The following is a 12,012-nucleotide window of genomic DNA, read 5'->3' as shown; positions in this document are numbered from 1 at the left end:
CGGTGCCGCTCGGCTCCAGCGGCGCGCGCGGCGCGGCCGGTGCTGCGCCGGTAGCGGCGCTGCGCATGCCTGCCTTGGGATCGAGGACGAACTGGACTTCGATCGGCGTGTTCCAGAATTCCCGGGCCAGATCGGTGATCCGTCCCGAAAACTGGCTCTTGACCCAGTCCAGCTTGAAGCGGTTCGGCGCGGCGATGGACAGCGTGTTCGCCGACGCATCGAAGGCCACCGGGGCCAAGGGTTTGATCCACGTCACGTACTGCTGGGGCGTCAGCTCGCGCTCCAGCAGTGCGGAACAGTGTTGCCAGAAATCGTTCATCAAGTAACTGTCGTTTTTTGCGTGCACAGCGCGGCTCGCCGGCGCCCTTGTCGCGGTAGCGCAACAAGGCCCGAAGCGGTCGTGCGAGCGTGCCTCGGACGCCTGCGTCACAGTCGTGGAGGGGCAGGCGCGAGCCGAAGCGGCGTGCGGGATTCTTGGAGATAAGGCGAGATTCTACCGCCAAACGCGGCCACAGCGCGAGTTATCCACAGGCCGGTTGTGTGGGGCGCGGGGCCGGATCGCCCGGGGTGGGCACAGGCGAGCGACTCCTAAAGTATTGACCGTCAACAGAAAAACGGTTTAAATAGCGGGTTCCGCGAAAACCAATCCTGTATTCCCGGCGATTGCGTTCGCCCGAATGCCTCCGGTTAGGGCACGCGGTCCCCTGAATTTCGACATTCTCGAACAAGTGAGAACATCATGAAACGTACTTACCAACCGTCCGTGACGCGCCGCAAGCGCACCCATGGCTTCCGTGTCCGCATGAAGACGGCAGGTGGCCGCAAGGTCATCAACGCTCGCCGCGCGAAGGGCCGCAAGCGCCTCGCCATCTAAGGCAGGTTGCGCGCTGTGTCCGCCGTCCGCAGTCCTGCGGAAGGTGCCGTCGAGCCGGGTGCGAATCCGTCGCAGACGAAAGCCGCCTTCCCGAAAGCTGCGCGACTTCTGAAAACGGATGAATTTTCATCCGTTTTTCGTTTGCGTCCTTGGCGGCGCTCCGCGCACTTCGTGATTTACGGCAAGCCGACCGGTCAGCCCGCGCGTCTGGGGCTCGTCGTCGGCAAGAAGTATGCGCCGCGTGCGGTGACTCGTAACCTCGTGAAGCGGTTGGCGCGCGATGCGTTTCGCCTGCGCCGGGCCGAATTCGCCGGTTACGACCTGCTGCTGCGGCAGCACACGCGCTTCGACAAGAAAGCGCTGCCGAGCGCGGCTTCCGCCCCGCTCGCGGCGATGTGCGCGGCCGAGATCCGCGAACTGCTCGACAGGGCAGTCCGGGAGATCGCTCGCCGTGCGTCGAAGCCCGCGTCCGAGTGACGCATCCGTCCGCGGTGCGGCGTTCGCGCCTGCCCGGCCGGTTTTGACGCGGCGCCGAACGGCGTCGCCCAAGGTATGGAAACGGTATTGATCGCCTTGCTGCGCTTCTACAAGGTTGCCGTGAGCCCTATGCTCGGCAACCGTTGCCGTTTTTATCCTTCCTGTTCGGATTACGCGCGCGAGGCAATCCAGTATCATGGCGCCGCGCGCGGCACGTATCTCGCCGTCAGGCGCGTGTGCCGATGCCATCCGTTTTCCGCGGGCGGCATCGACCTCGTCCCGCCGCCCAACTCCGACACTCGCGCTCGCGGCGAAGCCGACGCGCGGTCCCATCGACTCTGAGACAACGCATGGATATCAAACGCACCGTCCTATGGGTGATCTTCTTCATGTCAGCTGTCATGCTGTACGACAACTGGCAGCGGTCCCATGGACGCCCGTCGATGTTCTTCCCGAGTGCCACGCAGACGGCCCCCGCGGCCGCGGCCGGCGGTGCATCGGGCACGGGCGCGACGACGACGACCGCAGGTGAAGTGCCTGCCGCCGCAGCCGGCGCCGCACCGTCGACGACGGCACCGGCCGCCCAGGCGCAGCTCGTGAAGTTCTCGACCGACGTGTATGACGGCGAAATCGACACGCGCGGCGGCACGCTCGCGAAGCTGACGCTGAAGAAGCAAGGCGACGGCAAGCAGCCCGACCTGTACATCACGCTGTTCGACCACACGGCCGGCCACACGTATCTCGCACGCTCGGGCCTGCTCGGCGGCGATTTCCCGAACCACAACGACATCTACTCGCAGCTGAACGCGGGCTCGACGTCGATGACGGGTGACCAGAACACGCTGAAGCTGTCGTTCGAATCGCCGGTGAAGGGCGGCGTGAAGGTCGTGAAGACCTACACGTTCACGCGCGGCAGCTACGTGATCGGCGTCGACACCAAGATCGACAACGTCGGCACGGCACCTGTCACGCCGACGGTCTACATGGAACTCGTCCGCGACAACACGGCCGTCGAAACGCCGATGTTCTCGCACACGTTCCTCGGGCCGGCGGTCTACACGGATGCGAAGCACTTCCAGAAGATCAACTTCAGCGACCTCGACAAGAACAAGGCCGACTACGTGACCTCCGCCGACAACGGCTGGGTCGCGATGGTGCAGCACTACTTCGCGTCGGCCTGGATTCCGCAGCAGGGCGTGAAGCGCGACATCTACGCTGAAAAGATCGATCCGACGCTGTACCGCGTCGGCGTGAAGCAGCCGGTCGCCGCGATCGCACCGGGCCAGTCGGCCGACGTGCAGGCTCGCCTGTTCGCCGGTCCGGAAGAAGAGCGCATGCTCGAAGGCATCGCGCCGGGCCTGGAACTCGTGAAGGACTACGGCTGGGTGACGATCATCGCGAAGCCGCTGTTCTGGCTGCTCGAGAAGATCCACAGCTACATCGGCAACTGGGGCTGGTCGATCGTGCTGCTCACGCTGCTGATCAAGGCCGTGTTCTTCCCGCTGTCGGCTGCGAGCTACAAGTCGATGGCGCGCATGAAGGAAATCACGCCGCGCATGCAGGCGCTGCGCGAACGCTTCAAGAGCGATCCGCAGAAGATGAACTCGGCGCTGATGGAGCTGTACAAGACCGAGAAGGTCAATCCGTTCGGCGGCTGCCTGCCGGTCGTGATCCAGATCCCGGTGTTCATTTCGCTGTACTGGGTACTGCTCGCGTCGGTCGAAATGCGCGGCGCGCCGTGGGTTCTGTGGATTCACGACCTGTCGCAGCGCGATCCGTTCTTCATCCTGCCGGTGCTGATGGCCGTCTCGATGTACGTGCAGACGAGCCTGAACCCGACCCCGCCGGACCCCGTCCAGGCGAAGATGATGAAGTTCATGCCGATCGCGTTCTCGGTGATGTTCTTCTTCTTCCCGGCCGGCCTCGTGCTGTACTACGTCGTGAACAACGTGCTGTCGATCGCGCAGCAGTACTACATCACGCGCAAGCTCGGCGGGGCCAAGAAGAAAGCGGCCTGAGGCCTGTTGCACACGCGGGGCGGCGCGTTCGCCCCGCGATGCATGAAAAAAGCCGCATGGTTCGCCCATGCGGCTTTTTGCTTTTTGCGGGTTCGGTGGTGCGGGCTCAGCCCTTCTTCGCGTCGCCCGAGTCGCCGTAGAACTGCTCGACCAGTTCCTGCACGAGGTAGCGATGATGCGGCGACAACGCTTCGATCTTCGACGCGAGTTCGATCGTTTCGGGCGTCGGCGGATAGCGTTCGTCGCGCGGCAGCGGTTGCGGCGTCGGGTGTTCGATCACGCTCGGCGACGGGCCGTAATGCAGCCAGTGGACTTCGACGCGCAGCCATTCGGCGAGCGTGGCGAGTTTGTCCGACGTCGGGATCGTGCGGCCCGTCAGCCATTTGTGCGCGGTTTGCGGCGACACGGGTTGCGCTCCGCGGTGGCGCAGATTGAATCGATTCGCCAGCTCAGTCGCACCGGTGACCTTCTCCGGGCTGCGCCGCAGGGCGAATTTCAGGCGTTCCGAGAACGCGGCTTTTTCTTCGGATGTCGGCATGGGGGAGATTGTGCAATTCCACCGCCGCGTTTCAGACAACCATTCGGGATAAACGTATCTCGTTTAGACGAATCCCAGTCTTGGTCAAGGTGGGCTGTTGAATTGAGGGCCACAGTGTTGAGCCGCTCCAGCAGGCATACTCGTCCGAAACGGTGATTGCGACATGGTATTGGGCTGATACTTGGCTTATCCCCAGCGGGATAAATTCGAGCGTGTCCGAATCCTGCGTGGCGGCCGGTGACGTGTGTGCCGGCACGCTACAATGCCGGCGTTCCGATGCCCAAACTGTTGCGCGGGCGCACCATATTCATCGATCACCCGATTCATCCAATTCACCCGATTCCCATGCTCGCTACCGATTCCGATCCGATCGTCGCCATTGCCACTGCTGCCGGCCGGGGTGGCATCGGGGTCGTCCGCGTGTCGTTCGGGCGCGGCGGCGAGGCGGCCGCGTTGCCGCTGATCGACGCGTTGTGCGGGCAGAAGCTCGCACCGCGCCACGCGAGCTACGTGCCGTTCCTCGACGAGCACGGCGCGCCGCTCGATCGCGGGATCGCGCTGTACTTTCCGGCACCGCATTCGTACACCGGCGAGCACGTGCTCGAGCTGCAGGGGCACGGCGGGCCGATCGTGATGCAACTGCTGCTGCAGCGCTGCCTCGATGCGGGGCGCGGTTTCGGGCTGCGGCTCGCGGAGCCGGGCGAATTCACGCGGCGCGCGTTCCTGAACGACAAGCTCGATCTCGCGCAGGCCGAGGCCGTGGCTGACCTGATCGAGGCGAGTACCGAAGCCGCCGCGCGTTCGGCTGGGCGTTCGCTCGATGGTGCGTTCTCGCGGCAGATCCATGCGCTCGTCGACGACGTAATCACGCTGCGGATGCTGGTCGAGGCGACGCTCGATTTTCCGGAAGAAGAGATCGATTTCCTGGAAGCGGCCGACGCGCGCGGCAAGCTCGCGAAGATTCGTGCGCAGCTTGCGCACGTGCTGGGTGATGCGCGGCAAGGGGCGCTGTTGCGCGAAGGGCTGTCGGTCGTGCTCGCGGGGCAGCCGAACGTCGGCAAGTCGTCGTTGCTGAATGCGCTGGCCGGCGCGGAGCTGGCGATCGTCACGCCGATCGCGGGCACGACGCGCGACAAGGTCGCGCAGACGATCCAGGTCGAAGGGATTCCGCTGCACATCATCGATACGGCCGGGTTGCGCGAGACGGAGGACGAGGTCGAGCGGATCGGTATCGCGCGGACGTGGAGCGAGATCGAGCGGGCGGATGTTGTGCTGCATCTACTGGATTCGCGCAACGGGATGACGGCGGACGACGAGACGATCGCGGCGCGGTTTCCGGGCGGCGTGCCGGTGGTGCGCGTACTGAACAAGACGGATCTGACTGGTGTGGCGGCGTGCGTCGAGCATCCGGCGGCGGAAGGTGATTTGACCGAGGTGCATCTGTCGGCGAAGCGCGGCGACGGGATCGACATGCTGCGTGAGGAGCTGCTGCGGATTGCCGGGTGGCAGTCGGGGGCGGAAGGCGTGTATCTCGCGCGCGAACGGCATCTGATCGCGCTGCGGGCCGCGCAGGAGCATCTGGCGCAGGCGGCGGATCATGCGGAGCAGCGCGCGCAGTCACTCGATCTGTTTGCCGAGGAACTGCGGCTCGCGCAGGAAAAGCTCAATGCGATTACCGGGGAGTTCACTTCGGATGATCTGCTGGGGGTGATTTTCAGCAGGTTTTGTATCGGGAAGTGACACCGTCTATCGATGGAGCCAGAGTCGTTCTGGCGAAGTCAGTGTCTGTCCTGTTTGGTGACTCCGGGAAGCAACTGACGCTCCTGCCCACGGAGCGCAATTTGTCGTTGCTGGTTTTTTCGAAATATTGAACGCGGTTTGTCTTGAAAGATGCACTGATCGCAGTGGCCAATCGATTGTGCGTTGAGCAGAAAATGTGTGCTGAATTCCGGGATCTCACACGTGCGATAAAAATCTTGCCTCATTAGTATGAACAAATGTAGGATTGCGTCGCGCAGGTTGATGTGAAGAAAGAAGAGAACTATCAAACTCAACTGATTCCGGGGGAAGGCGTGAAAAAGCTGTCTGTTTTTGCTTTTATTTTCTTGGTTTTTCAATCGCTTGCATTCGCAAAGCATCTTGAACCTGGTGTTACGATGTGGGCGGGACAGTCGGTATGTTCCGATAACAACCAGTATTGCCTGACGCTGCAGAAGTCAGACGGAAACCTGGTTCTCTATGCGTCCAACGGCCAGGTCGTGTGGCAAGCAAAGACCAATGGGAAAGGCGTGACACGTGCGGTTATGCAGCCGGACGGAAATTTCGTGCTTTATACCGATGATAACCGTCCGATCTGGGTAATCAAGACGGAGCGCTCCAACTCGTTTCTGAATGTTCAGGATGACGGAAATATTGTCTTCTACTGGATGCGTCCCATTTGGGATAGCAAGACGAGCGATGTTTCGAGCATGCAATCAAACGAGGCTCGTGTCCTTTATCCGAACACCAAGCTGACGGCTGGGGTGAGTTATTCGATTGGGCAATACTTTTTCATTCTGCAGGCCGATGGGAACTTGGTACTGTACAAGAATGGTGCTCCGATCTGGAACACGGGCACGGCAGGCAAAGGTGTAACGTCCGCATGGATGCAGAACGACGGGAATTTCGTGTTGTATAACGATGCCGGCACGCCGATTTGGAAAACCAACACGGGCGGAAATAGCAATGCCTTGTTCGCATTCCAGCCGGATGGCAACCTGGTGATCTATGTGCAGACGCCCAGTTGGGATCGTTTGGCCGGGTACAACCACCCGGATTACAAGGACCACCGTGGCCCTGGCCAGGGGTGGTGCATCGGTGCGTGCGGCGGAGCGATCATCTCTCTTCCATTCTGATCGGCGCAGCCGATACGAGATGAGCCAGCGTGATGCGTCGTGACCTGCGCGACGGACGCTGACGATGGCGATCATCGTGATGAAGGGGCGGGCTTATCCCGCCCCTCCTGTTTCAACAACTTCGCCAGTTACAAGGCCGTCATCCCGTCATCAATCCCAATGACGGTGATGGTAATACCCGCCACCACCGTAATACCCGCCACCATCGGGCACCACGATACAGCCGCTCAACAGCACGGCGACGCCGGCAATCAGCAAAAGGGTCTTCTTCATCGTGTTCACCTGCGTGGGTTCAATATGGAACCCAGCATAGCGAGCGCGCGCAACACCGGCTGTAAGCGATCGTTTCCCTGTTCCGCAATCCGTAACGGCGGATTATTCCGGTCACAATGACCGTAACAAATACGCAAACCGCAGACGTTTTCAGGCGGTGACGACCCTGTTTCGCCCCGTATCCTTCGCACGATACAGCGCGGCATCGGCGGCTTCGATCAACGCATCGGGCGTCGACAGATCGTCGGCCGACACGGTCGCGCAGCCGACGCTCACGCTCACGCGCCCAGCCGGCGCAGCCGGCATCGCGAGATCGAGCCGCAGCACCGCTTCGCGCGCTTCCTCGGCCACCACCCGCGCACCGCGCGCGCCCGTGTTCGGCAGCACGATCGCGAACTCCTCGCCGCCGTAACGCGCGACGATGTCCGCCGGCCGCCGTACCGCGCCGGCCAGCGCATTCGCGACCGCGATCAGGCACGCGTCGCCCTTCACGTGACCGAACGCGTCGTTGTAGGCCTTGAAGCGGTCGACGTCGACCATCAGCAGCGACAGCGGTTCGCCTTGCCGTCGCGCCTGCAGGAACAGCGTGTGGAAATGATCGTTGAAGTGCATGCGGTTGAACGCGCCCGTCAGGCCGTCGCGCGCTGACGAACGGATCAGCGTCGCGTGCGCCTCGAACAGCCGCTGGTACAGCATCGTCACTTCCCACGCGAGCACGCACACGAGCACGCCCGGCGTGAACATGCTGAAGATGCGCGCGAGATACCAGCCGACCGTGAAGCGATTGGTGCTCATCAGGTTCAGCGTCGTGTCGGTGAGGCACGCGAGCACCGCGATCGCGAGCCACAGGTCGAGCGTCGTGCGCAGCCGGCCGGTGGCCAGCACGGCCACGAGCGCCAGCGCATTGAGCAGCCACACGACCAGCGCGACGGCGTTGACGGGCAGCACGGCCGCGTCGCCCGGCGGATGAAACGCGGGCGGCAGCGACACATTCAGCGCGAACAGGCACAGCAGCCCGGCGACGACAGCCGGCCCGCCGATCAGCACGACCGTCCACGAGCGTGTCTGCTGCGCGCCGATCGGTGCGCGCGCCAGCCGCTCGCGCGCGAGCAGCGCGACCATCACGAAACCCGGGAAGCCGGCATGCCAGAAGATCCACATCCACGCGGCGCTTTGCGGTTGCGCGCCGAACAGCCCGTGCGGCGCGAACACGCCGGGAAAGGTGAGCAGCTGCAGCGCGACGGCGAGCGCGGTGAACGCGTAGGCGCCGCCGAGCGCGCCGAGCACCGGCTGGCGCGTCACGGTGAACTGCGCGCCGAGAAAGAACGCCGCGATGCTCGCGGTGGTGAACACGGTGAGCGCACACATCGGCATGAACGGCTCGACGGCCGGCAGCACAACGTTCGCGTGTGGCGCGGCAATCCCGAGCGCGAGCACGATGACGAGTGCCGTCAGTGCGCCGAACCAGAGCTGGCGGCGTGTCGTGTGCTGGATCAGGATGCCTTCCATGGAGTTCCCCGGGCACGTAGGCGGAAACGCCCGGTCTTGCGCCGGGCGACAGGCAGCCGGCCGCTGCGCGACCGGTGCGGCCTGATCCTATCGCGTTATGGGCGCGCGCTCAAACTCCGAGGCCGGGGCCGAAGTTGCCGGCGACCCAGTGCGTGACGGCATTGACGTCCGCGTAGTCCTGTTCGGGCAGGCCGTCGAGCATCGACAGCACTTCGTTGCTGGCGCCGGCGTCGCGCGCGGCATCGACGATCGCATCCTTGTTGGCCGGGTAGTGGACGGCCGCCAGCACGTCAGTGATCTGCAGGTCGATCGTTTCGTTGGGAATGTCGTGCGGAGGCTGGGCGGGCTGGTCGTTCACGGCGGTGTCTCGCGGAGTGAGCGGGTTGAGCGGTATTCGGATCGAGGCGGAATTCTGGTGCTTTACCGGGCGCATCAGGCGTTCACATGCCAGGGCGGCCGGGCCGGCGCGCCCCGCGGATGAACGGCGATCGACTCAATGCTCGCGTCGCACGCGGCGCCACGGATGCTTCCAGTCGATGTGCGGTGCGTTTTCGTCGCGAGGATGCTGACGCCGATGTTCCTGCCAAAGTTCGTCGGAAAACAGCGCCGCCACGATCACGAGCGGCAGCACGAGGAAAATTCCGAGTATGACTTGCTCGAACACGATAGCCTCCTCGCGGTGGCAGGAACCCTTGCTCCCATTCTAGGCTCTGAACTTCGCCCGCGTTCAATTTCTTACAGTGCGAAACAGGCCCGGACGCGGCCTTGCCGCATGTGCGCGGGCATCAAAAAGGACATGAACATGCAACTCCAGAACGATACCAACACGCTCGCGCTGCGGCCGCTGGAGCGCCAGGACCTGCGCTTCGTCCACGAGCTGAACAACGACGCAAAGATCATGCGCTACTGGTTCGAGGAGCCGTACGAAACCTTCTCGGAACTGTCACAACTGTACGACCGCCACGTGCACGACCAGCGCGAGCGCCGTTTCGTCTCGGTCGACGCGCAAGGCGAACTGGTGGGCCTCGTCGAGCTGATCGAGCTCGACTACATCCATCGCCGCGGTGAGTTCCAGATCATCATCGCGCCGCAATGCCAGGGGCGCGGCTATGCAGGGCAGGCGACGCGCCTCGCGATCGAATACGCGTTCAAGGTGCTGAACATGCGCAAGCTGTACCTGATCGTCGATACGTCGAATGCGGCGGCGATTCATGTGTACGAGAAATGCGGATTCCAGCACGAGGCCGAATTGAAGGAAGAATTTTTCGGAAACGGCGCGTATCACAACGCTTATCGCATGTGCATCTTTCAGCGCGATTATTTCGAGCGTCAGCAATCCGGCCCAAATAAAGCAGGGTAAACACGCTGACGAAAGGCGCTTGCGGTGAGGCTTCCGCGGGCGCTGCATGCATGCGGAGAAGTACGGATAAATACGGATTCGCTTATACCTGGCATTTTTCTTGTATCAGGTAAATGCGATTCCGCGTTGCGGTAAAGTCGAATCGTTTCGGATGACTTTATGTGCGGCGCATCAAAATGATCCGGATAGCGAAATGGATTATCCAAACCGTTCAATCGCCGCATTGTAACTTTGCTGAAAGTCTTGCTGCGCAACGCTTTCCGCCCGGCGGTGCGGGCCTGCCTGACGGGAGGTGCGCGTTGCCTCGCCTGCGCATGGTGCAAAAAACGGGCTGCGCGCGGGGTGCGACAATCCGCCGCTATTGCGGTCGCACAACAAATGTGCTTGCTATCGCTTGCCGGTCTTCTAAAGTGAAAAATGTGGGTTGACGATCACCTTTAAGCACATAGCTAACCCAAGCCTGGTGCCCGCAAGCCTGGAGACAGAACATGATGAAGCGTACCGGTATCCTTTTTGCCCTCGTCGGCGCATTTTGCGCGGTATCGATTGCCCAGGCCGGCGGCGATTCGGCCGTCAAGCCGACGCAGGAAATCCAGTTGACGAAGAACGCATGGGGCTGCCTGTCGAAAGACAATCTGGACTCCGTACTGAGTCACGAGCGTGACGGCAAGTCGCAGGCGAAGCAGCAGTACTTCGACGACTTCCGTTGCCTGTCCGTGCCGGAAGGCCAGCGCTTCCGCGTGGTGTCGGTCGACCAGGGCGACGTGCAGTTCGTCAGCGCCGACAACAGCGACCAGCAGGGTCTCTGGACCGATTCGCGCTTCGTCAAGCAATAACCGTCCATTCACTGCGCCGTCACACGACGCGCGAGCGCGCCGGCCCGATGAGCCGGCGGCGCGAACCGAACACGGCCCGGCTCATGCCGGGCCGTTGCGCTGTGAAACGCGTGTGACACGCGCCGGACGGCGCGCATTCGGTATCATCACGGCCCGACCGAACCGAATGCCCGCCCGGGCCGCATCCGCATGGCGCTGAAATCCACGATCTACAAAGCCGAACTGCAAATCGCCGACATGGATCGGCATTACTACGCCGATCACGCGCTGACGGTGGCGCGCCATCCGTCGGAAACCGACGACCGGATGATGGTGCGCATCGTCGCGTTCGCGCTGTTCGCGCACGAGCGGCTCGAATTCTGCAAGGGGCTGTCGGACGTCGACGAGCCCGATCTGTGGCAGAAGGACCTGACGGGCGCGATCGACGTCTGGATCGAAGCCGGCCAGCCCGACGAGCGGCGCATCTCGAAGGCGTCCGGCCGCGCCGGGCAGGTCACGGTGATCGCATACGGCGGCAAGACGTCGGATATCTGGTGGCAGGGCGTGCGCAGCAAGGTCGAGCGGCTGCGCAACGTGCAGGTGCTGTCGCTGAACGACGGCGTCGCAGCCGCGCTCGGGAAACTCGCGGAGCGCACGATGCGCCTGCAGTGCACGGTGCAGGACGGCACCGCGTGGATTTCGAGCGCCGACCACGATCCGGTAGCGGTCGAATGGACGGTGCTGAAGGCGCGCGCGGACGCGTGACGGCCCGCGCGACGGCCGGCCGCGTTCAGCCGATCGCGGCCGGCGGCCCCTTGAATTCGAGCATGTTGCCTTCCGGGTCGAACAGGTAGATCGACGGCCCGTAGCCGCCGGCGCCGTAGCGTTCCGCGGGTGCGCCCGGCCGTGCGCCATGCGCGGCGAAATGGGTGGTCAGGGCGTCGGGATCGAACGGCTCGACGCGCAGGCACAGGTGATCGAGATTGCGTCCCGTGCCGGGCGGGCCGCTGTCGGGGCGGTCGATCGGGCCGCCGACCGACAACAGGTCGATCAGCGCGTCGCCGGCGCGCAACTGTACGAGGCCCAGATCGGGCTGTTCCTTCTCCACATGGCAGCCGACGGCGTCGCAGTAAAAGCGCGTCATCGCGGCCATGTCGGTCACGCGCAGCACGATGTGATCGATCGCGCGGATGGTCGGTTTCATGGGCAGGCTCTCCTTCGCAATCCACGAGCATCGAGTGTAGACGCATCGTG

16 protein-coding genes are annotated in these 12,012 nt (G+C 63.2%); 9 read left to right on the top strand and 7 right to left on the bottom strand.

All coding sequences use genetic code 11. The features are described from left to right. Window positions 1-319 (bottom strand): DnaA N-terminal domain-containing protein (locus tag G3O06_RS25145; protein ID WP_277403749.1); only part of this gene is annotated, 319 nt, incomplete at its 3' end. A gap of 420 nt (window positions 320-739) precedes the next feature. Between G3O06_RS25145 and rpmH the strand changes: the two genes are divergently transcribed. The 4 genes from rpmH to yidC all read left to right on the top strand — a co-directional run bounded on the left by rpmH (window position 740) and on the right by yidC (window position 3,369). Next, a complete protein-coding gene (rpmH, locus tag G3O06_RS25140) occupies window positions 740-874 on the top strand; it encodes a 50S ribosomal protein L34 (protein WP_004198824.1) in 135 nt (44 codons plus the stop codon). A 15-nt stretch (window positions 875-889) separates the two neighbouring features. Then, a complete protein-coding gene (gene rnpA / locus G3O06_RS25135; RefSeq protein ID WP_021157986.1) occupies window positions 890-1,351 on the top strand; it encodes a ribonuclease P protein component in 462 nt (153 codons plus the stop codon). Between the two features lie 75 nt (window positions 1,352-1,426). Continuing rightward, complete coding sequence (gene yidD / locus G3O06_RS25130) at window positions 1,427-1,693, top strand: membrane protein insertion efficiency factor YidD (RefSeq protein ID WP_006750110.1); 267 nt, start codon at window positions 1,427-1,429, stop codon at window positions 1,691-1,693. 8 nt (window positions 1,694-1,701) lie between these two features. Continuing rightward, window positions 1,702-3,369, top strand: a complete 1,668-nt coding sequence (gene yidC, locus G3O06_RS25125; RefSeq protein WP_174974620.1) for a membrane protein insertase YidC — start codon at window positions 1,702-1,704, stop codon at window positions 3,367-3,369. Between the two features lie 106 nt (window positions 3,370-3,475). Here the strand turns inward: yidC and G3O06_RS25120 are convergent, their stop codons facing one another. Continuing rightward, window positions 3,476-3,907, bottom strand: coding sequence for a transcriptional regulator (locus tag G3O06_RS25120; protein ID WP_174974618.1), 432 nt, complete (start codon window positions 3,905-3,907; stop codon window positions 3,476-3,478). Window positions 3,908-4,252: 345 nt separating this feature from the next. Here G3O06_RS25120 and mnmE point away from each other — a divergent pair, with 345 nt between their 5' ends. Further along, window positions 4,253-5,647: a tRNA uridine-5-carboxymethylaminomethyl(34) synthesis GTPase MnmE gene (mnmE, locus tag G3O06_RS25115; protein WP_205817846.1), complete on the top strand. Its 1,395-nt coding sequence runs from the start codon at window positions 4,253-4,255 to the stop codon at window positions 5,645-5,647. 284 nt (window positions 5,648-5,931) lie between these two features. Then, the gene (locus G3O06_RS25110) at window positions 5,932-6,801 is read left to right on the top strand and encodes a curculin (mannose-binding) lectin (RefSeq protein ID WP_254613942.1); all 870 of its coding nucleotides are present in this window, start codon (window positions 5,932-5,934) and stop codon (window positions 6,799-6,801) included. Window positions 6,802-6,951: 150 nt separating this feature from the next. Here G3O06_RS25110 and G3O06_RS49800 read toward each other — a convergent pair whose 3' ends face one another. The 4 genes from G3O06_RS49800 to G3O06_RS25095 form a co-directional block, all read right to left on the bottom strand. Next, window positions 6,952-7,074 carry a hypothetical protein gene (locus G3O06_RS49800; RefSeq protein ID WP_021157980.1) on the bottom strand — a complete coding sequence of 41 codons (123 nt, stop codon included), beginning with the start codon at window positions 7,072-7,074 and terminating at the stop codon, window positions 6,952-6,954. 150 nt (window positions 7,075-7,224) lie between these two features. Continuing rightward, the gene (locus G3O06_RS25105) at window positions 7,225-8,583 is read right to left on the bottom strand and encodes a sensor domain-containing diguanylate cyclase (protein WP_174985636.1); all 1,359 of its coding nucleotides are present in this window, start codon (window positions 8,581-8,583) and stop codon (window positions 7,225-7,227) included. Window positions 8,584-8,692: 109 nt separating this feature from the next. Further along, window positions 8,693-8,941, bottom strand: a complete 249-nt coding sequence (locus G3O06_RS25100; RefSeq protein WP_205817845.1) for a DUF2795 domain-containing protein — start codon at window positions 8,939-8,941, stop codon at window positions 8,693-8,695. 135 nt (window positions 8,942-9,076) lie between these two features. Further along, complete coding sequence (locus tag G3O06_RS25095) at window positions 9,077-9,214, bottom strand: hypothetical protein (protein WP_174916598.1); 138 nt, start codon at window positions 9,212-9,214, stop codon at window positions 9,077-9,079. A gap of 171 nt (window positions 9,215-9,385) precedes the next feature. Between G3O06_RS25095 and speG the strand changes: the two genes are divergently transcribed. The 3 genes from speG (at window position 9,386) to G3O06_RS25080 (ending at window position 11,523) form a co-directional block, all read left to right on the top strand. After that, a complete protein-coding gene (speG, locus tag G3O06_RS25090) occupies window positions 9,386-9,943 on the top strand; it encodes a spermidine N1-acetyltransferase (protein ID WP_205817844.1) in 558 nt (185 codons plus the stop codon). 488 nt (window positions 9,944-10,431) lie between these two features. Continuing rightward, window positions 10,432-10,779 carry a hypothetical protein gene (locus G3O06_RS25085; protein WP_085043241.1) on the top strand — a complete coding sequence of 116 codons (348 nt, stop codon included), beginning with the start codon at window positions 10,432-10,434 and terminating at the stop codon, window positions 10,777-10,779. Between the two features lie 189 nt (window positions 10,780-10,968). Then, window positions 10,969-11,523: a YaeQ family protein gene (locus G3O06_RS25080; protein ID WP_174973873.1), complete on the top strand. Its 555-nt coding sequence runs from the start codon at window positions 10,969-10,971 to the stop codon at window positions 11,521-11,523. 25 nt (window positions 11,524-11,548) lie between these two features. On the opposite strand, the gene G3O06_RS25075 is transcribed toward G3O06_RS25080, so the two are convergent. Beyond that, a complete protein-coding gene (locus G3O06_RS25075) occupies window positions 11,549-11,962 on the bottom strand; it encodes a VOC family protein (RefSeq protein ID WP_174916683.1) in 414 nt (137 codons plus the stop codon). Window positions 11,963-12,012: the final 50 nt, after the last annotated feature.

This window comes from Burkholderia sp. Ac-20345 (assembly GCF_017104825.1).
GTDB lineage: Bacteria > Pseudomonadota > Gammaproteobacteria > Burkholderiales > Burkholderiaceae > Burkholderia > Burkholderia lata_B.
This window is presented reverse-complemented; position numbering and strand designations above follow the sequence as displayed.

What these genes read in the sequence shown, in the direction of transcription:
- rpmH (WP_004198824.1), top strand. Translation starts at nt 740, where the DNA reads ATGAAACGTACTTACCAACCGTCCGTGACGCGCCGCAAGCGCACCCAT.
- yidD (WP_006750110.1), top strand. Translation starts at nt 1,427, where the DNA reads ATGGAAACGGTATTGATCGCCTTGCTGCGCTTCTACAAGGTTGCCGTG.
- yidC (WP_174974620.1), top strand. Translation starts at nt 1,702, where the DNA reads ATGGATATCAAACGCACCGTCCTATGGGTGATCTTCTTCATGTCAGCT.
- G3O06_RS25120 (WP_174974618.1), bottom strand. Translation starts at nt 3,907, where the DNA reads ATGCCGACATCCGAAGAAAAAGCCGCGTTCTCGGAACGCCTGAAATTC.
- mnmE (WP_205817846.1), top strand. Translation starts at nt 4,253, where the DNA reads ATGCTCGCTACCGATTCCGATCCGATCGTCGCCATTGCCACTGCTGCC.
- G3O06_RS49800 (WP_021157980.1), bottom strand. Translation starts at nt 7,074, where the DNA reads ATGAAGAAGACCCTTTTGCTGATTGCCGGCGTCGCCGTGCTGTTGAGC.
- G3O06_RS25105 (WP_174985636.1), bottom strand. Translation starts at nt 8,583, where the DNA reads ATGGAAGGCATCCTGATCCAGCACACGACACGCCGCCAGCTCTGGTTC.
- speG (WP_205817844.1), top strand. Translation starts at nt 9,386, where the DNA reads ATGCAACTCCAGAACGATACCAACACGCTCGCGCTGCGGCCGCTGGAG.
- G3O06_RS25085 (WP_085043241.1), top strand. Translation starts at nt 10,432, where the DNA reads ATGATGAAGCGTACCGGTATCCTTTTTGCCCTCGTCGGCGCATTTTGC.
- G3O06_RS25080 (WP_174973873.1), top strand. Translation starts at nt 10,969, where the DNA reads ATGGCGCTGAAATCCACGATCTACAAAGCCGAACTGCAAATCGCCGAC.
- G3O06_RS25075 (WP_174916683.1), bottom strand. Translation starts at nt 11,962, where the DNA reads ATGAAACCGACCATCCGCGCGATCGATCACATCGTGCTGCGCGTGACC.